This window comes from Pokkaliibacter plantistimulans, assembly GCF_003194385.1.
Taxonomy (GTDB): domain Bacteria; phylum Pseudomonadota; class Gammaproteobacteria; order Pseudomonadales; family Balneatricaceae; genus Pokkaliibacter; species Pokkaliibacter plantistimulans.
In genome coordinates, this window is sequence record NZ_LAPT01000095.1 from 19007 (window position 1) to 37993 (window position 18987).

The 18987-nt window shown below is 58.0% G+C and carries 17 protein-coding genes; 13 read left to right on the forward strand and 4 right to left on the reverse strand.

Features of this window, described 5'->3' with window-relative positions; all coding sequences use genetic code 11:
* Positions 1 to 15 precede the first annotated feature (15 nt).
* Together rpoZ and WH50_RS18730 are read left to right on the forward strand one after the other, a co-directional pair.
* Positions 16 to 231, forward strand: a complete 216-nt coding sequence (gene rpoZ / locus WH50_RS18725; protein ID WP_110188838.1) for a DNA-directed RNA polymerase subunit omega — start codon at positions 16 to 18, stop codon at positions 229 to 231.
* A gap of 19 nt (positions 232 to 250) precedes the next feature.
* Positions 251 to 2395, forward strand: coding sequence for a RelA/SpoT family protein (locus WH50_RS18730; protein ID WP_110188839.1), 2145 nt, complete (start codon positions 251 to 253; stop codon positions 2393 to 2395).
* 457 nt (positions 2396 to 2852) lie between these two features.
* On the opposite strand, the gene WH50_RS18735 is transcribed toward WH50_RS18730, so the two are convergent.
* Positions 2853 to 3674: an SDR family oxidoreductase gene (locus tag WH50_RS18735; RefSeq protein ID WP_110188861.1), complete on the reverse strand. Its 822-nt coding sequence runs from the start codon at positions 3672 to 3674 to the stop codon at positions 2853 to 2855.
* 188 nt (positions 3675 to 3862) lie between these two features.
* Between WH50_RS18735 and WH50_RS18740 the strand changes: the two genes are divergently transcribed.
* The 3 genes from WH50_RS18740 (at position 3863) to WH50_RS18750 (ending at position 7476) form a co-directional block, all read left to right on the forward strand.
* Complete coding sequence (locus WH50_RS18740) at positions 3863 to 4771, forward strand: hydrogen peroxide-inducible genes activator (RefSeq protein ID WP_110188840.1); 909 nt, start codon at positions 3863 to 3865, stop codon at positions 4769 to 4771.
* On the forward strand, positions 4768 to 6861 hold the full coding sequence (gene recG, locus WH50_RS18745; protein ID WP_110188841.1) for an ATP-dependent DNA helicase RecG: 2094 nt from the start codon (positions 4768 to 4770) through the stop codon (positions 6859 to 6861). The genes WH50_RS18740 and recG overlap by 4 nt, the downstream gene beginning before the upstream one ends.
* Positions 6862 to 6969: 108 nt before the next feature.
* Entirely contained in the window at positions 6970 to 7476 is a 507-nt protein-coding gene (locus WH50_RS18750) for a DUF501 domain-containing protein (RefSeq protein ID WP_110188842.1), read from the forward strand.
* Between the two features lie 68 nt (positions 7477 to 7544).
* On the opposite strand, the gene WH50_RS18755 is transcribed toward WH50_RS18750, so the two are convergent.
* Positions 7545 to 8279 carry an FCD domain-containing protein gene (locus WH50_RS18755; protein ID WP_110188843.1) on the reverse strand — a complete coding sequence of 245 codons (735 nt, stop codon included), beginning with the start codon at positions 8277 to 8279 and terminating at the stop codon, positions 7545 to 7547.
* A 270-nt stretch (positions 8280 to 8549) separates the two neighbouring features.
* Between WH50_RS18755 and WH50_RS18760 the strand changes: the two genes are divergently transcribed.
* Positions 8550 to 10019, forward strand: coding sequence for a mannitol dehydrogenase family protein (locus WH50_RS18760; protein WP_110188844.1), 1470 nt, complete (start codon positions 8550 to 8552; stop codon positions 10017 to 10019).
* A gap of 28 nt (positions 10020 to 10047) precedes the next feature.
* On the forward strand, positions 10048 to 11229 hold the full coding sequence (uxuA, locus tag WH50_RS18765; RefSeq protein WP_110188845.1) for a mannonate dehydratase: 1182 nt from the start codon (positions 10048 to 10050) through the stop codon (positions 11227 to 11229).
* A gap of 137 nt (positions 11230 to 11366) precedes the next feature.
* Here uxuA and phoR read toward each other — a convergent pair whose 3' ends face one another.
* Together phoR and phoB are read right to left on the reverse strand one after the other, a co-directional pair.
* Positions 11367 to 12668 (reverse strand): phosphate regulon sensor histidine kinase PhoR, encoded by a 1302-nt coding sequence (gene phoR, locus WH50_RS18770; protein WP_110188846.1) that lies wholly within the window; start codon positions 12666 to 12668, stop codon positions 11367 to 11369.
* A gap of 2 nt (positions 12669 to 12670) precedes the next feature.
* On the reverse strand, positions 12671 to 13363 hold the full coding sequence (gene phoB, locus WH50_RS18775) for a phosphate regulon transcriptional regulator PhoB (protein WP_104153211.1): 693 nt from the start codon (positions 13361 to 13363) through the stop codon (positions 12671 to 12673).
* Positions 13364 to 13912: 549 nt separating this feature from the next.
* Here phoB and argB point away from each other — a divergent pair.
* The 6 genes from argB to WH50_RS18805 all read left to right on the forward strand — a co-directional run bounded on the left by argB (position 13913) and on the right by WH50_RS18805 (position 18816).
* A complete protein-coding gene (gene argB / locus WH50_RS18780; RefSeq protein WP_104153212.1) occupies positions 13913 to 14821 on the forward strand; it encodes an acetylglutamate kinase in 909 nt (302 codons plus the stop codon).
* A gap of 69 nt (positions 14822 to 14890) precedes the next feature.
* On the forward strand, positions 14891 to 15625 hold the full coding sequence (gene slmA / locus WH50_RS18785) for a nucleoid occlusion factor SlmA (RefSeq protein ID WP_110188847.1): 735 nt from the start codon (positions 14891 to 14893) through the stop codon (positions 15623 to 15625).
* Positions 15626 to 15723: 98 nt separating this feature from the next.
* Positions 15724 to 16497, forward strand: a complete 774-nt coding sequence (gene hisF, locus WH50_RS18790) for an imidazole glycerol phosphate synthase subunit HisF (protein WP_110188848.1) — start codon at positions 15724 to 15726, stop codon at positions 16495 to 16497.
* 209 nt (positions 16498 to 16706) lie between these two features.
* On the forward strand, positions 16707 to 17354 hold the full coding sequence (locus WH50_RS18795; protein WP_110188849.1) for a transglutaminase-like cysteine peptidase: 648 nt from the start codon (positions 16707 to 16709) through the stop codon (positions 17352 to 17354).
* Between the two features lie 202 nt (positions 17355 to 17556).
* A complete protein-coding gene (locus tag WH50_RS18800; RefSeq protein WP_110188850.1) occupies positions 17557 to 18249 on the forward strand; it encodes a hypothetical protein in 693 nt (230 codons plus the stop codon).
* A gap of 18 nt (positions 18250 to 18267) precedes the next feature.
* A complete protein-coding gene (locus tag WH50_RS18805; protein ID WP_104153217.1) occupies positions 18268 to 18816 on the forward strand; it encodes a FlgO family outer membrane protein in 549 nt (182 codons plus the stop codon).
* The last annotated feature ends 171 nt before the right edge of the window (positions 18817 to 18987 follow it).

Consider the following 18987-nt stretch of genomic DNA (forward strand, 5'->3'; position numbering starts at 1 on the left):
GGTAGACAGAAAACTATGGCACGTGTGACTGTCGAAGATTGTCTGGAAAACGTAGAAAACCGCTTTGAACTGGTCATGGTTGCATCCAAGCGTGCACGCCAGCTGGCCACCGGCGGCAGAGAGCCCAAGGTAGCCTGGGAAAACGACAAGCCGACCGTGGTCGCACTGCGTGAAATTGCGCAGGGTAGTGTGACGCGTACCACGCTGGAAGCCGAAGAGGAAGAGTTCTAAGCAGGACCGGGGATTCTTCATGTCGACCATCAATGCACTGGCTGAGCGACTAAGCGACCACCTGACCCCTGACGAAGTCAACAAGGTCAAGCGGGCGTATTTTTACGCAGAGCAGGCGCATGATGGTCAGTCCCGCAAATCGGGAGAACCCTACATCATCCATCCTCTGGCGGTGGCCGGTATTCTGGCCAACATGGGGATGGACTCTCAAAGTCTGATGGCGGCCATGTTGCATGACGTCATTGAAGACACCGGCATTCCCAAGAATGCCTTGCGTCATCAGTTCGGCGACACGGTGTCGGAGCTGGTTGACGGGGTCAGCAAGCTCAACAAGATGGAGTTTGCCACCAAGGCCGAGGCTCAGGCCGAAAACTTCCAGAAGATGGTACTGGCGATGTCAGCGGATATCCGCGTGATCCTCGTCAAACTGTCAGACCGTCTGCATAACATGCGTACCATCGGTGCCATGTCTGCCCCCTCGCAACGTCGTATCGCCAAAGAAACACTGGATATCTACGCTCCCATTGCCGGGCGTCTGGGTATGCATCTGGTGCGTACTGAGCTGGAAGATCTGGCTTTTGCGGCCTATTACCCCATGCGTTCCCGACGTTTGTCGGCTGCCGTGGCACAGTTTCGCGAATCACGGCGGGAGCAGCTGGAAGAGGTGCAGAGTGTCATCGAGGAGCGCCTGTCGGCACAGGACGTTAATCATCGCATGACCTGGCGCCAGCGCCATCTGAACAGCATCTACAAGAAGATGCTGCACGAGCGCAAAGGCCTGAAGACGATCATGGCGACTCAGGTCATCAACGTGGTGACCGATTCGGTAGAAAACTGCTACCGCATTCTCGGCCTGCTGCATGGGCTGTACAAGCCGGTGCCGGGCACCTTTTCTGATTACATTGCTATTCCCAAGGCCAACGGCTACCAGTCTCTGCATACTACGCTGTTTACTGGCAAGGGCTTCCAGCTCGAGGTACTGATCCGTACCGAAGAAATGGAGATGGTGGCCAATCTGGGTATCGCCTGCCAGTGGGGCAGTAACAGCCAGCTGAGTGACCGTGTGCAGGGCTCGCAGCGCCGGGCGCAGCGTTGGGTGGCCGGGCTGCTGGAAATGCAGCAGCGTGCTGGCAGCTCTCTGGAGTTTATCGAGCACGTGAAGGAAGACCTGTTTCCTGATGAGGTCTATGTCTTCACCCCCAAAGGCAAAATCATGGAACTACCCCGTGGCGCAACGCCGGTGGATTTTGCCTATGCCGTACACACCCATGTGGGTAACACCTGTGTGGGTTGCTATGTTGACGGGCATCTGGCGCCACTGAGCAGCCCGTTACAGAGTGGTCAGACCGTGGAAGTGATCACCAAGGAAAGCTCTCATCCCAACATGGCGTGGCTGAGCTTTGTTGTGACTGGCAAGGCGCGCAGCAGCATTCGTCACTTCCTGAAAACGGCCGAGCGCAGTGAATCCATTGAGCTGGGACGACGTTTGCTGACTCAGGCCGCTGCCAGTGATGGCTATACCCTGGAGCAGATCAGCGAAGGGGCGCTGAATGAGCTGTTGCAGGAAACCGAGCTGTCGGGCCTTGATGATGTGCTGGAAGAAATTGGTCTTGGTAAGCGTGTGCCTCAGGTTGTGGCTCATCGTTTGCAGCCCCGGGCGGAAGATGCTCTTGGCGTGGCTCAGCGTGGCCGCGAAGGTGCCAGCCAGTCACTGGTGATCAATGGTTCTGAAGGCATGCTGGTGAAGTTTGCCCGCTGTTGTTATCCCCTGCCCGGCGACCCTATTCTCGGGCATTTTGCCGGTGGCAGCCTGATGGTGCATCACTCTCTGTGCAAGAACACGCTGGAGTGGCGCAAAAATCCGGAAAAGACCCTGACCTTAACCTGGGGCGAGCATATACAGCGTGAGTTCCTGGCGCCGCTGCGCATTCAGGCAGTGGCTCATCGTGAACTGTTACCCATGCTGGCCGCTGAGGCGAGTCTGGCTGATGCAGTAGTGACGCGGATGGATATGGATCGGCAGGATGATTCCGTCAGCATGGTGGAAATGCATCTGCTGGTAAAAAACCGTGTACATCTGGCGCGAGTACTCAAGCGTTTGCGTCATCTCAAACAGGTACAGCGCCTGCAACGTGTGTTGGCCAGCGTAACGGCTGCAGCCTGATTCACGATCACTCTCTCGGTCGTATTCCCTGCCTTTCACTCAGGTAAGCACATAGTGCCAGCAATAGAAGCTGGCTCTTCAAGTCTTATATCGCCAAGTGTTTTGTAACTGAAGGTACAATCTGGTTGCCCAACAAGGCAGTGCCGTATTGTGAATATTGTTACTGATTGTAGTGTGGGAGGTGAGAGGAATAATAAAAAGCGGGGTAAAAGTAAGAGCAGGTCGAGGAAAGGACACTCCTTGTCTATCCTCGTACCCATCCATGTTCATCCTTGACGTCGTATCCTACGGGCCTCCTGGCCAGTTTCCGGCTTTCCTTAACGTCCCTGAACATCATCCTGATGTTTGGCATCCTGCCTTCGTCCTTGTGCTGCCTATTCTGCCATCTTTTTCAAAAAAGGGAATAGGAATTTTTCTGAATTTTAACTTTTGTAAGTTATTGCGCATTTTTGTGTGCTTATAGTAGTGATAAATACCCCTCCCGATAGTCGGGATAGTGAAAAGCATAGCCCGTTTCGATTAAACGCGTGTTACAACAACGTTTACTTCCCCCGCGAGAGCGCAATGCAGCTGTTTCCATTACACACACTTGCAGTTGCGTCGCTAACCACTGGCACACTTCATGAAGCGGCGCAGGGGTTGAGTCGGTGAGCAGGTAACAGTCGGCCAGCGCTTTTCCCTGTTTACAAACTTGCAACATATGTACCATGGCAGCCACGGCATCATCCTGATGAATACGATTGGAATAGTAAGGTGGTTCAGCAGGATGGCAGATGCCCTGGCGTACCTGCTCCAGCAGATGATTGCGCCCGGCCCCATAAATGCCGCTCAGGCGCAGAATGGTGGCTGGAAAGGTGCTTTGGCGGGCCATCGCCTCGGCTTCCAGCAGGATACGACCGCTGAAGCTGCCGGGATGTGTCGGGCTGTTTTCATCTACCCATTCGCCCTGATCCTGGCCGTAAACGCTGGTACTGGAAATAAAGAACAGGCGCTGAGGTGGCCGGGGCAAGGCTGCTAGTAGGTGTTGCAGTGCCTGCACATAAACAGTGCGATAGCCAGCTTCAGTCCGCTCCGTCGGCGCCAGCATGTAAAACACAAAGTCGGTAGCGGGTAATGTAGCTGTCAGCGGCTGGCTCAGATCGTGATAATGCAGGGTCACTCCCGGCAACTCACGTGGGCTGCGACAGAGGGCATGCACCTCATAGCCCTGATGGGCCAGTGTCAGTGCCAGTGGGCTGCCGAGTTTACCGCAGCCAGCGATCAGAACGGATGTAGGCATTTGCATTAACTGGATATATCCACAGCTTTTTGGTATTGGCTATAATGGCAGCCGGATCATCCGGCAACAAGGTGGATGTCGATCCTTCTCAAAGACGCTCTCGAGGCGGTGATACACATAACCGCTCAATGACTGCCGTCTATGAGGAGTAACAGCGATAAGTTGAAGTAGCTCAGGAACAGGCCCAGATGACACTTACAGAACTCAAGTACATAGTCACCCTCGCACAGGAACAGCACTTTGGTCGGGCCGCAGAGCGCTGTTTCGTCAGTCAGCCTACGCTCAGTGTGGCCGTCAAGAAACTCGAGGATGAGCTGGGGATTGCCCTGTTCGAGCGCTCCAAGAATGCAGTGCGCACCACGCCGATGGGCGACACCATCATTCAGCAGGCTCAGCGTGTGCTGGAAGAAAGCGAGCGTATCCGCGAGCTGGCCACAGCCGGTAAAGATCAGTTGCGCAGCCCGTTGCGACTGGGAGCGATTTACACCATCGGGCCGTATCTGTTCCCTCACCTGATCCCCCAGATGAAGCAAAAAGCCCCCGATATGCCACTGTATATCGAGGAAAACTACACCTCGGTGCTGCGCCGCAAACTGCGCAATGGTGAGCTGGATGTGATCATCGTTGCCCTGCCCTTTACCGAGCCTGATGTACTGACGCTACCGCTGTACGATGAGCCTTTCGTCATGCTGATGCCCTGCTCTGATGAGATGGCCAAGCAGGAAACGGTGGATGCCAACAATATTCGCTGCAATGACATGCTGCTCCTGGGAGAAGGTCATTGTTTCCGTGATCAGGTCATGCAGGCCTGCCCCAGTCTGCGTGACAGCGAAACACAGCAGAGCATTACCGAAGGCAGCTCGCTGGAAACTTTGCGCCACATGGTGGCTTCCGGCTTCGGTATTACCATTCTGCCGCTGTCGGCGGCGGGCGAAGGGCTGTATGCCCCCGGCCTGCTCTGTACCCGTCCTTTTACCTCACCTCAGCCGATGCGCACCGTAGCACTGGCATGGCGTGCCAGCTTCCCGCGACCGAAAGCCATCGATGTGCTGCGTGACACCATCAAACAGTGCAATCTGCGGGTACTTCCTGCATGACGCCAGCCAGTCTCGATCAGATCGAGATCGCATTACTCAAAGGCGCTGGCCCGGCGGTGGTCGAGCGCTGTGAACGTCTGGGTCTGCACAGTGTGCAGGATCTGTTGTTTCACCTGCCTTTGCGCTATCAGGATCGCACTCGGATCACGCCACTGGGTTCGCTGCGTCCGGGTGACGAAGTGATGGTCGAAGGCTATATCCGGGTTGCCGATATCATCAAAGGCAAGCGCCGCAGTCTGCTGTGCAAGATTCAGGATGGCTCCGGTACGCTGACGTTGCGCTTCTTTCATTTCTCCCAGGCCCAGCGGGTCGCGCTGCGCAGCGGTGAACTGTTGCGAGGCTTCGGCGAGGTGCGGGTTGGCCCCAATGGCCTGGAAATGGTTCACCCTGAATACAAGGTGCTGCAGGCGGATAGCCCACCCGCCGATCTGTCACAGGCATTGACGGCGATTTATCCCGCCACCGAAGGGCTGACTCAAGCCCGTCTGCGCCAGCTGTCAGATCAGGCTCTGTCGATGCTGCAGCGGCGGGAGAATGCACTGACTGACTGGGTGCCCGCCGAGCTGCTGCGTCAGCACCGTCTCTGTTCACTGGAGGAGGCCCTTCTCTATCTGCACCGTCCCCCTGCCGGGATATCGCAGGAGCGCCTGCTCAGCACCACCGAACCGCATCGCCAGCGTCTGGTTTTTGAGGAGTTGCTGGCTCATCACCTGAGTCTGATCAAATTACGCCAGCAGGCATTGCGGATTGACGCACCGGTGCTGACGGGGGACCAGTCTTTACGGCAGGCACTGCTTGCCTCCCTGCCCTTCAGCCTGACCAACGCGCAGCAGCGAGTGGTTCAAGAAGTGGCTGAGGATATGAATAAATCGGCGCCTATGTTGCGACTGGTGCAGGGCGATGTGGGCTCCGGCAAGACGGTCGTGGCGGCCCTTGCAGCGTTACAGGCAGTGGAATCCGGCTTTCAGGCGGTGATGATGGCGCCCACCGAGATTCTGGCCGAGCAGCATTTTCATAACTTCAGTCGCTGGCTGGAGCCGCTAGGGCTGAAGGTGGCCTGGCTGGCAGGTAAGCTCAAGGGCAAGGCCCGGCAGCAGTCGCTTGAGGCGATTGCCAGCGGAGAAGCGCGGGTGATTGTCGGCACTCATGCGCTGTTTCAGGATGATGTGTCCTTTGCCCATCTCGGGCTGGTCATCATTGATGAACAGCATCGCTTCGGGGTGCATCAGCGTCTGGCGCTGCGAGAGAAGGGCATGCATCAGGGCAAGGCGCCACATCAGCTGATCATGACCGCCACACCTATTCCCCGTACTCTGGCCATGGTGGCTTATGCCGACCTCGACTGCTCTGTCATTGATGAGCTGCCACCCGGGCGTACACCAATTCAGACCGTGGTGATTGCTGACCAGCGTCGTGATGCGGTGATTGAGCGTGTGCGTGGTGCCTGCATGGCGGGCCGTCAGGCCTATTGGGTTTGCACCCTGATTGAAGAGTCGGAAGTGCTGGAGTGTCAGGCTGCCGAGGCGACCACCGAGCAACTCAAGGAAGCCTTGCCTGAGCTCAAGATAGGTCTGGTACACGGGCGCATGAAGGCGACGGAAAAGGCGGCTGTCATGGCCGAGTTCAAAGCCGGTGACCTGCACCTGCTGGTAGCGACCACGGTTATCGAAGTGGGCGTCGATGTGCCCAATGCCAGTGTCATGATCATCGAGAATCCCGAGCGGCTTGGGCTGGCGCAGCTGCACCAGCTGCGGGGCCGGGTCGGGCGTGGCTCAGTAGAAAGCTTCTGTGTGCTGATGTATCACGCCCCGCTGTCGCAGCAGGGCAAGGCTCGACTGGGGGTCATGCGGGACAGTACCGACGGTTTTGTGATTGCCGAGAAGGATCTGGAGCTGCGCGGGCCGGGTGAGGTGCTGGGAACGCGTCAGACCGGGCTGGTGCAGTTCCGTATTGCTGATCTCAGTCAGGATGAGCACTGGCTGGATGCGGTGCATGAGGCCGGTGACTGGGTGATGCGTCATCGCCCTGACATCAGTGAACCGCTGATCCGCCGCTGGCTGGGACAGGCGGAGCGCTATTCGCAGGCCTGATCAGGCAGTATCCACCGAGTCAGGCTGCTATACTGTGCCGCTGCCACGACATGCCGGATTGCCCTGGTATGTTGTTTTAACAAGAAGCGTGAAACGAATAGCCGACCGATGATTACCGAAACCCAGCTGGACTGGCTGACTCGCCAGCTTGAGCGCGCCCCGCGTGGCCTGGAAGACATTGCTGCCAGCAGCGCCACGGGCATTCCCCTGGTAGTGCGCATGCGCGCAGTGATGGAAGGCAAACCCTTCCCTACCCTGTACTGGCTGACCAGCCGCGATCTGTTCAAGACCATCTCCACCATCGAAGCAGGCGGCTATATCAAGCGTCTGGAGGCGGAGGTGCAGGATAATCCCGAGCTGAAAGCCGCGCTGCATGCCAGCCATCAGGATTATGTCGATCAGCGTAATGGTTTTATGCGGGAAGAAGACCGGGAGCTACTGGCGACGCAGGGCAAGCTGGAATATCTGCAGAAGCTCGGTGTGGGGGGGATTGCCGACTGGGACCGCGTGCGTTGCCTGCATATGCACTATGCCCATCACCTGTGTGGTTACAATGTGATCGGCCAGCGTCTGGAAGCGGAATTTCAGCTCAGCCAGCTGGCGATTCAGTTCTGACCCTGCCGTCTTGCTGAGGGTGCCTCACATGGCTCCCTCATCCTTCCTCTACCTGTTCTTCCGATTGACTACTGCGCACGCAGATTGCTGAACAGATAGCCGTCAAAGTTCGGGTCATCGGTATCCGACAGGGCAAACAGGGTGGTCTTGACGTTTTCCAGATGCTGCCACATCGCCTGACGTGCGCCCTGAGCATCGCGTTTGCGTAACTGGTTGAGAATGGCGCGGTGATCCTCCAGCCAGTTGGCCCGGTATGACAGGTCCATGATGCGTTTGTGCAGGGTCTGCCACATCGGGCTGCGATCGCGGCGATCCCACAGCTGCGTACACATTTCCAGCAGCAGGCTGTTTTGTGTTGAGCGGGCGATCAGCAGATGAAAGCGCCGGTCGGCATCCTCACTGACTTCCACCGAAGCCATCATGGTGTCTTCCAGATCCAGCATTTCCTGCATCTGCTGAATATCCTGCTTGGTCACCGTCTGCGCGGCGCAGGCGGCAATGGAGCTTTCCAGCACCTGTCGGGCCTGCAACAGCTCGAACGGGCCAATATCCTCATCCGGTACGCGTTGTGGCGATACGGGGCTGCCGGGCCGCTGGCGCAGATAGATGCCTGAGCCCTGGCGTACCTCTATCCAGCCTTCAATTTCCAGCATGATAAAGGCTTCACGCACCACCGTGCGGCTGGTGCCAAAACGTTCGGCATAGGCGCGTTCGGTGGGTAGCTTGCAGCCTGGAGCAAGTTCCTGCTGGGCCAGATCAGCTTTGATCTGCTCACCAATGTCACGATAGAGGCGTTCGGTCATGGGGTGTTGATACGGGCAGAGGGGTGAGTGGCTAGGTGCAAACTATACCTGTGGCCATGACTGGTATGCCATAGAAAAATTTTCTATTTATTGGTATGCCAATTTGATGCTAAGGTAGCGCCCTGTGCTGACCGTACTGTATGGCATTTCACCAGCAAGCAGCACAGGAGGCTCATTACGAGCGTGATACATCAGCTGGTATGCAGCGATTCCATTCTGGTATGCCAGTTTTTGTCGTTGCCCCCACTCCTTGCCTGACAGGAAATAACAATGACGCCTGCGGATGACAACTCCCCGACCGTAACCAGAGTGCCTGGCACCTATCGGCCTGCCGACATCAGTACTGGTATCGTGCACCTTGGCCTTGGCGCTTTTCACCGTGCCCATCAGGCGGTCTATATCGAGCAGGTGCTGCAGCGTCATGGTGGCGGCCCCTGGGCCATCTGCAGTGCCAACATCCGTTCCAATATGCGGGTCGTGGAGGAGCTGGAGTACCAGCAGTTCAGCTATCACGTTGCCGAATATGCTGATCAGCAGCATGTCACCCTGCGTCAGGTCAACGCCATTGCTTCTGCCATCTATGCCGGTGAAGGCGACAACGGCAGTGGCCATGCCGCATTGCTGGACATACTCAGCGCTGCTACCACGCGCATTGTCACCCTGACAGTGACGGAAAAGGGCTATTACCTGATCCCTGCGCAGCAACAGTTGCGTCTGGATGATCCGGCCATTGCCGCTGATATTGCCCAGCCTCAGCAACCCCATACCGCTCCTGGTCTGCTGGTGGAAGCACTGCGTCGCCGTCGGGCCGCAGGCATTCCGCCCTTTACGGTCCTGTCCTGTGACAACATGCCGGACAACGGCAAGCGCTGTCAGATGGCCGTGGTGCAGCTGGCTGCCCAGCAGGATGCCGGGCTGGCGGACTGGATCGCCACGGAGGTCGCCTTTCCCTGCTCCATGGTGGATCGCATCGTGCCAGCCATGACCGACGCCTCTCTGGCGACCCTGCGCGATCTCGGCTGCAATGAGCCTGCGGCCATCATCTGTGAAGCCTTCAGTCAGTGGGTGGTGGAAGACCATTTCCCGCAGGGGCGACCTGACTGGGAAGTCGACGGCGTGCAGATGGTGGCGGATGTGGCACCGTTTGAGGCGATGAAGCTGCGCATGCTGAACGGCAGCCATTCACTGCTGGCCTATCTTGGGCCGCTGCTGGGCTATGCCACCGTCGCCGAAGCCGTGGCTGACCCGCAGGTGTGTGCACTGCTGCGCGGTTACATGCTGGAGGAAGCCAAACCGACGCTGTCGATGCCCGCCGATGTGGACATTGACGCCTATGCCGATCAGCTGCTGGCCCGCTTTGCCAACGACAGCCTGCACCATCAGCTACGCCAGATTGCCATGGACGGTTCCCAGAAACTGCCACAACGCTGGCTGGCGGGGATGCAACAGCTGCGTCACGATCAGTTGCCCTGCCGTCGTACTGAGCTGGGCATTGCCGCCTGGGTAATGACTGTCATGCAGGCTAGTAAGGGTTTGCTTACTCTGAATGACCCGATGCAGGCGACATTGCTGGCGGCGGCCAGCGAGGCCGATCCGTTGCTGGCATTGCTGTCAGTGGACGCTATCTTCCCTGCCCAGCTATTGCAGGACCAGGCCCTGCTAGTACGGCTGCGTGAGGCGCTGACTGCGCTGAGCCAGCCCTCGACCATCCGAACTTTTATTGCTCAGCTGCAAGGCTGATCTGAACCCGTCTCTTAGGAGCCTAGTTATGGAACATACCTGGCGCTGGTTTGGACCAGCCGACGACATTTCACTGATGGATATCCGTCAGGCTGGCGCGACCGGCATCGTCTCTGCACTGCACGACATCGCCAACGGCGAGGTCTGGCCGGTCGCTGCCATTGCCGAGCGCAAGGCCATCATTGAAGCGGCCGGGCTGCGCTGGGCCGTGGTGGAAAGTATTCCGGTGCACGAGGACATCAAGCGTCGCACCGGTCGCTATGCCGACTATATCGCCAACTATCAGCAGAGCCTGCGCAATCTGGCCGCCTGCGGTATCGACACGGTGTGCTACAACTTTATGCCGGTGCTGGACTGGACCCGCACTGATCTGGCCTATGAGCTGCCAGACGGTTCCCGTGCATTGCGCTTTGACCAGATCGCCTTTGCCGCATTTGAACTGTTCATCCTGCAGCGCGAGGGGGCGAAGAGTGAATACTCGGCGGCCGAGCAGCAGGCGGCGGCTGACTATCTGGCCGCGCTGCCGGATGCAGAGCGTGACAAGCTGGTGGCCACCATCATTGCCGGTCTGCCAGGGGCGGAAGAAAGCTATACCCTGGATGACTTCCGGCAGGCGCTGGCAGCCTACGATGCCATCGACAAAGATCAGCTGCGTGAGCACCTGCGTCTGTTCCTTGAAGCCATCGTACCGGTGGCGGAAGAAGTGGGCATCCGTCTGGCCATTCACCCGGACGATCCGCCCCGGCCGATTCTGGGTCTGCCGCGCATTGTCTCCACGCGTGATGATGTCGCCTGGCTGGTAGAGAAAGTGCCTGCTAAGGCCAACGGCATCACCTTCTGTACCGGCTCTTACGGTGTACGTGCCGATAACGATCTGTGTGCTATGGCCACCGAGTTTGCTGATCGTATCTACTTTACCCACCTGCGCTCCACTGAGCGTGAGGAGACACCCGGCAGCTTCCACGAAGCGTCGCATCTGGGCGGCGATGCCAATCTGGTTGAGGTGGTGCGGGTACTGGTGAACGAGGAGCGTCGTCGTGCCGAGGCCGGTGATCTGCCGCTCATTCCCATGCGTCCGGATCATGGCCACCAGATTCTGGATGATCTGCGCAAGCAGGGCCGTCCCGGTTATTCCCTGTTGGGTCGTATGAAAGGGCTGGCGGAGCTGCGCGGTGTGGAGCTGGCGATACGCCACTTCAAGGTGCTGTAAGTCAGCCTGGGGCACCTCTCAGGGTGCGCTGTCAGAGTATTAAGAGTTGCCAGTTGAGCCCGGAGGCCGTGAGGTCTGCGGGCTTTTTTATGCGCTTGACGTGCGGTTGGCGGTGCAGAGCGAGCGGTGATGGGCTGTCAGGCTTCCTGTTCGAGGCTGACCAGCAGACTGGCCGGGAATTTGGCGCGGAACAGACTGCCTTTGCCCAGCTGGCTTTCGATCTGCAGCGTGGCTTCGTGACGTAGCAGTACATGTTTGACGATGGCGAGGCCCAGACCGGTGCCGCCGCTTTCTGAGGTGCGGCTGGGGTCAGCACGATAGAAGCGCTCGGTCAGGCGAGGGATGTGGATAGGATCAATGCCGATGCCATTGTCCTGTACTTCAAAGACGGCGCCCTCACCCTGACGGCGCCAGCGAATTTGAATCTGTCCCTCATCAGGCGTGTACTTGACGGCGTTCATCACCAGGTTGGATAGGGCACTGTGCAGCTCCTGTTCGCGGCCATGCAGGCACAGGCCCGGCTCGGCTTCCAGCGTGATGGTCTGACCCTTGTCGGTGCCGAGTGCTTCGGCATCATGCAGAATCTGGCGCAGCAGATGATCCATGTCTACCGGCTCGGCAGCATATTCAATCTGTGAGGTTTCCAGCCGCGACAGGGTCAGCAGGTCGGCAATCAGGTTTTCCATCCGCTTGGCCTGCTTGCCCATCTGCTGGACCGGGCGCACCCAGGGGCGCGGCAGCTGATCCAGATGGTCGCCGAGGGTTTCCAGATAGCCACTGATGACAGTCAGTGGCGTGCGCAGTTCGTGAGAGGCATTGGCGACAAAGTCCTGGCGCATTTTCTCCAGGTTGTGCAGCCGGGTGACGTCCTGTACCAGCATCAGGCGGTCGCCCTTGCCAAACAGGGTAATGCTGATTTGCAGATACTGGTCGCTGTTGGTGGGGGCAGGGACTTCCAGCGGCTCCTGATAACGGCAGCGATCAAAATAGCGCACGAAGTCAGGGCGGCGCAGCAGGTGAGTGATCGGCTGGCCACGGTCCTGTGGATAGCGCAGCCCCAGCAGGCGGCTGGCGGCCTGATTCCACCATTCCAGCGCGCCGTCTTCATCGAGCAGCACGACGCCGTCTTTCAGCGCGGAGGTGGAATCCTGAATGCGGGCGATGATGCCTCGCAGGCGGTCGTGCTCGTCCAGATTGCGTTTCTGCAGACGATACAGCTCATCGAAGATGTCGCCCCACAGCCCTTTGCCTTCCGGTACGTCATCCTTTTCGCTGGAGTTTTTCGCCAGCCAGCGTACCAGATGCTGAAAATGCCACAGTTGCCAGCCCAGCAGGCCAGCCAGTCCCAGGCTCAGCCCCTGCAGCGCATAACCGCTGAGGGCGCCTGCCAGTGTACATCCCAGTAACACCAGAGCCTGACGGCCCAGGAAACTGCGCATGATTACGCAACCTTGTTGGAGAATCGATAGCCGGTGCCGCGTACGGTCTGAATCAGGTGTTCGTGTTGTCCGCCCAGCGCCTTGCGCAGACGGCGAATATGGACGTCGACGGTGCGCTCTTCGACATAGACGTTACCGCCCCACACCTGGTCCAGCAGTTGTCCGCGGGAGTAGGCGCGCTCAGGGTGGGTCATGAAGAAGTGTAGCAGTCGGTATTCGGTCGGTCCCATTTCCAGCTGCTTGCCGTGGGAGGTGACGCGATGGGACACCGGATCCAGCAGCAGGCCTTCGATTTCCACCGGATCTTCCAGCCCCTGCGGCGCAGCACGGCGCAGCACCGCCTTGAGACGGGCCACCAGCTCACGCGGTGAGAAGGGTTTGGTGATGTAGTCATCAGCGCCTGCTTCCAGACCCTGAATCTTGTTGTCCTCATCGCCCTTGGCGGTGAGCATGATGATCGGCATTTCCGCGGTCATCTGGTCACGCTTGAGCCGACGGCAGAATTCGATGCCACTGGTGCCGGGCAACATCCAGTCGAGCAGCATCAGATCGGGTTTGTCGTCGACGATAATGGCATGGGCGCGGGTGGTGTTTTCGGCTTCGAAACACTCGTAGCCGGCCATTTCCAGCGCAACGGCAATCATTTCCCTGATCGGCGCTTCGTCATCGACGATCAGGACCTTTTTGTCAGCCATGTGCATTACCTGTCATCTATTGCGTTCTTGTGACCGCATTATTACAACGACATGGTGTTACACAAATATGACAAAGGGAAGTTTAAAAGCGCAATCACGGGCTTTTCTCGGGGTTGTCAGTTATGAACGGCGGTGGTGTAACCGCAGTGTGTAGGAGCAGCGGATAACCGCGTCCGGGTTGCATCTGTCGCACTTTATCCCCACAGCCACATAAAGGTGCAGTGACGTGGCCGGTAACAATGCGCTATCGATTTGTGAATCCCTTCACCGCCGGTTGTGGATTGATCACCCCGTCGGATGAGCAGCGTGTCTGGTTCATCAGGATGTAGCGAGGTTTTGCCATCCTGAGCCTCGTTATCGGCTAACCGGGCCGGGCGCTCAGGCGTCGTTCTGGAGTGCGCCCCGACAACTGGCAGAACCGGAGGAAAATCAGGTCGCTGCATAGCAAGCTCGGGTCGCCTTCTTTAAACTAGCGGTGCCGGTTTGCCCGGTCACCGATCCGGCCCCAGGGTCACTGCTGTCATTTCGTCAAGACAAAGGATTTCCGTTATGCCCCTTTCCCGCGATGCCGCCCTTAATGTTGCCAAGGTCCTGAGCGAGGCCATGCCCTATATCCAGAACTATGTGGGCAAGACCATCGTGGTCAAGTACGGCGGCAACGCCATGATCGACGAAACCCTGAAGAACGCCTTCGCCCGTGACATCGTCATGCTCAAGCTGGTCGGTATCAACCCGGTGGTGGTGCACGGTGGCGGACCGCAGATCGGTGAGCTGCTGGAGAAACTGAAGATCGAATCCCACTTCATCAATGGCATGCGTGTGACCGATTCCGCCACCATGGATGTGGTGGAAATGGTACTGGGGGGGCAGGTCAATAAAGACATCGTCAACCTGATCAACACCAACGGCGGACGTGCCATCGGCCTGACCGGAAAGGACGCCCGTCTGATCATGGCCAAGAAGATGAAGGTCACCCACAAGACGCCCGATATGGAGGCGCCGGAAATCATCGACATCGGCCATGTTGGCAGTGTTGAACGAATTAACCGCGAACTGCTTGATCTGCTGGTCGCCAGCGATATTATCCCCGTCATTGCTCCGATCGGGGTGGATGAGGAAGGTAACTCCTATAACATCAACGCCGATCTGGTGGCAGGCAAGGTGGCTGAAGCACTGGATGCAGAAAAACTGCTGCTGCTGACCAATATTGCCGGTCTGCTCGACAAACAGGGTAAGGTTCTTACTGGTCTGTCGCTGGCGGATGTCGACGCCCTGATCGCCGATGGCACCATCACCGGTGGTATGCTGCCGAAGATCGACTGTGCACTGGAAGCGGTGCGTAATGGCGTCAAACGTGCGCACATCATCGATGGCCGCGTGGCACATGCCACCATGCTGGAGCTGTTCACCAACGAAGGTGTGGGCACCCTGATTACCAACGAAAAACTCAAGGCTTGACGGTTGTCTGCAGGCCGGTGCACTCCCCTGCACCGGCCTGCAGATGGGCTGACGGATGTAAGGTAAACAATGACGGAAAGTCTCAGTCCCAAGGCCCGTAAGGGCCAGGCAAAGCAGCGGATTCTGGAAGCCCTGGCACGGATGTTGGAACATGCGCCGGGCGGGCGCATCACCACGGCAGCACTGGCACAGGAAGTCGGTGTGACCGAAGCGGCACTGTATCGCCATTTTCCCAGCAAGACGCGGATGTTTGAGGGGCTGATCGATTTTGTCGAGGAGAGCCTGTTTAGCCGCATCAACCTGATTCTGGAGCGCGAAGCCAGTGCGGCCGTACGCTGTCAGCAGGTACTGACGCTGCTGCTGGCGTTTGCCGAGAAGAATCCTGGCCTGGCCGTGTTGCTGGCCGGTGACGTGCTGGCGGGCGAGGATGCACGTCTGCATCAGCGTATCCGTCAGGTGTTCGACCGTATTGAGACCCAGCTGCGGCAGATCCTGCGCGAGGCCGAGCTGCGTGAGCAGCTGCGTACCCTGAAGCCGCCCAGTGTCTGCGCCAATCTGCTGATGGCCTTTGCCGAAGGCCGCCTGCGTCAGTTTGTCCGCAGTGAGTTCAGCCAGCCACCGACCGAGCACTGGCCGGAACAGTGGGTGCTGCTGAAAGCGCCGCTGCTGCGCCCTGCCCCACTCAGCAAGGCGAGTGATGCAACTCCCGCCACCGAAGAGCATCATGGGCACGACGACCCTCATGCTGATGACGAGGCTTCAGCGCTGGATGAGCAGACGGCCGTCAGCGAAGAACAACATTGAATTGAATTTAGCCGTGCGGAGGTGAGTGAGAAGCCACTCGTCACCGCGGGGGCGGCTGTTGCTATACTGCGGCCCTGACTTACCCGGAGACTTGTTTCATGGCATTGGCAAAACGCATCATCCCCTGTCTGGACGTCGACAACGGCCGTGTGGTCAAAGGCGTGCAGTTCCTTGATATACGCGATGCCGGTGACCCGGTGGAAGTGGCCAAGCGTTATAACGAGCAGGGTGCTGACGAAATTACCTTCCTCGACATTACCGCCAGTCATCAGGACCGCGACACCATGGTGCATGTGGTGGAAGCCATTGCCGGACAGGTATTCATTCCGCTGACGGTTGGTGGTGGTATCCGTACCTGCGACGATATTCGCCGTATGCTCAACGCCGGTGCCGACAAGGTCTCAATCAACACCGCCGCGGTGACCAATCCCGACTTTGTCCGCGAGGCTTCGGAGCGCTTTGGTGCCCAGTGCATCGTAGTGGCCATCGACTCGAAAAAAGTCAGCCAGCCCGGCGAGCCTGACCGCTGGGAAGTGTTCACCCACGGCGGACGTCGTGCCACCGGGCTGGATGTGATCGAGTGGGCGAAAAAGCTGGTGGCACTGGGCGCAGGGGAAATTCTGCTGACCAGTATGGATGCTGACGGCACCAAAAATGGCTTTGATCTGGGCGTGACCCGCGCGGTCAGTGAGGCGGTGCCGGTACCGGTCATTGCCTCAGGCGGTGTGGGTAATCTTGATCATCTGGTGGATGGTGTGCTGCAAGGTAAGGCTGATGCGGTACTGGCCGCCTCCATTTTCCACTTCAACGAGTACAGCATTCCGGAAGCCAAGCAGTATATGGCGGAAAAAGGTATCGAAATGCGCCTGTAATGGCACGCCGCACTCGCGTGTGCTTTTGACGGCCAGGGTCCGTACAGGCCGTTGAACAAATAGCTGTGCCAATCGGCTTGCACAGCAGCCATATTCTTACCAGACTTGTTGATCAGTCACCTGCGTCGGCGAGGCGTCTACGGGGTGCATGGACTGAACCATGACGTTTCGCGCAGGACTCTGGTCCTGGTATGAAGGAGCCGTGCCGAATGCTGATCCGCGCTGTGCTGCTGTGCCTGTTACTGCTGCCTATGGGCTGGTTGATGGCCGCCTATTCTGGCTTCAGCAGTGTGGTATTGCAGCGTGTCGAGAGTCAGTACGGGGTGGCAGCCAAACGCCGGGTGCTTGACTGGGAAGGGTTGATGACCGATTCGACCCTGCTCAATGCGCAGGAAAGCACCAAGCTGCGAGCGGTCAATGACTTCTTCAACAAGGTCCGCTGGCTGGATGATCTGACCGTATGGGGCAAGAACGACTACTGGGCCACGCCGCTGGAGTTCCTCGAACGCAATGCCGGTGACTGCGAAGACTTCTCCATCGCCAAGTACTTCACCCTGCGTGAGCTGGGGGTGCCGGAAAGCAAGCTGCGTATCATGTATGTAAAGGCGCTGGCCTATAATCAGGCCCATATGGTACTGCTGTACTACGCCTCGCCCAGCGCCATGCCGCTGGTGCTCGACAATATCAATCCGAAAATTGAGCCTGCCAGCAAACGTACCGATCTGGTGCCTGTTTACAGCTTTAACGGCTCCGGGTTGTGGATCAACAACTCCCCGACGGGACAGAAAGTAGGTACTTCAGACCGCATAGGTCCCTGGCGTGATCTGCTGGCACGATTGCAGCAGGAGCGGCGCTGAGCAGTGATTCAGGAGTGCTGAAGGGCTGAGGTGCTACAGCGGCAAGATGCATTTCGGTCATAAAAGGACCGGGACGCACAAAAAATCGTCAGGTCAGTGCACAGCCGGATTTTTTGTTTTATGCTTCTGCTTCAGTCTGTAACGGAATTCGTCAACTAACCCGGCAACCCCCGCCATCACAGCAAACAGTAAGGATAGCCACATGAAGCGAGTATGGCTTGCCCCCTTTTCTCTTATGATGCTGGCCCTCGGTGGTTGCCAGCAATGGTCTGAGCAGAATCTCAAGACCGCCGTGCCACGTGCCGACACCTATCCCTACAGCACCCAGCAGAAGATGGAAACAGCCCATCACTGGGACGTGCTGGCCAAAGACATGGCTGAGCGTATTGCTCAGTCGTTACCGGATCATCAGGTCGCCATTTATGTTGAGCCGCCTGCCACTCCCACGACGTTCTCCACTGCGTTCCATAGCCTGCTGCAGAGTCAGATGGTCAAGCAGGGCCTGCATGTCACGCTGGAGCCTGGCCTTGGCGCTGTGCATACCCGTTATACGGCGCAGCTGATTCAGCATAAGGATCTTGATGGTGCACGCCCTGTGCCCGGCACCTACACCGTGCTGGCCACTGGCCTGGCCGTCATGCGCAATGCCGTGAAAAACAGCTGGGAGAACAGCTATCTGGCGCTGCCGCTGGTAGGTCTGGGTGCAGATTATGGTGCCGGTCGTACCGTCAGCAATGAAGGCATGGAAGTACTGATTACCACCGAAGTGGTCTACGGCAGTAACCTGCTGATGTCTGAGTCCAACATGTACTACATCAACGCCGGTGGCAAAGATCACTATGTGGCGGGTGACAGTGCCTGGCAGGGCAAGACCATTCAGGTTGTCGGGCAGTAACGGGGACAGGGGATAACAATGAAAGGATCACTATTTGCCGGTGCCGTGATGCTTGCCTCCAGCTTGTTGCTGGCAGGGTGCGAGACGGCCACCGTGCAGCCACAGGCGGCGGAAGAGAGCAATTTGGTACAGAGCAGTGAAGATGCGGCAACCGCGTTGGTAAAACAGCTGGGCCCGAATCTGCGCCCCGACCAGCCTCTGATCGTGGCCAGCTTTGTTAACGTTGATCATCTGGATGAGTCATCCACACTGGGCCGTATGCTGGCAGAACAGATGGCCTCCAGCCTGACCCGTCAGGGTTTGCCCGTGGTGGAGCTGAAGCTGCGCGACTCGCTGTTCATTCAGGAAGGCAGCGGTGAATTCATGCTTTCACGTGAGTTGCAGCACATCAGCCAGAGCCATCAGGCGCAGGCAGTGGTGGTTGGTACCTATGCTATCGGTCGACAGAGTGTGTATGTCACCAGCCGTCTGGTGCGGGTTGCCGATAACCGCATTCTCGCCGCGTCAGACTACCGCCTGCCAATGGATGCCGATGTGCGGGCGCTGGTGGGTGCCAAACGCCGCTGAGTGCCTGACCGACAGAGCGAATAGCGACGTCGAAAGCTCGTTATCGAAAGAACGATATCGAAATAGCAATAGCGAAAACAAAACGGGAGCTTCAGGCTCCCGTTGTTCTTTCTGGTCCATACGCAGCCGGTCATAAATGCCACTGGCCTGGACAGTGTGCATGGTCTGCTT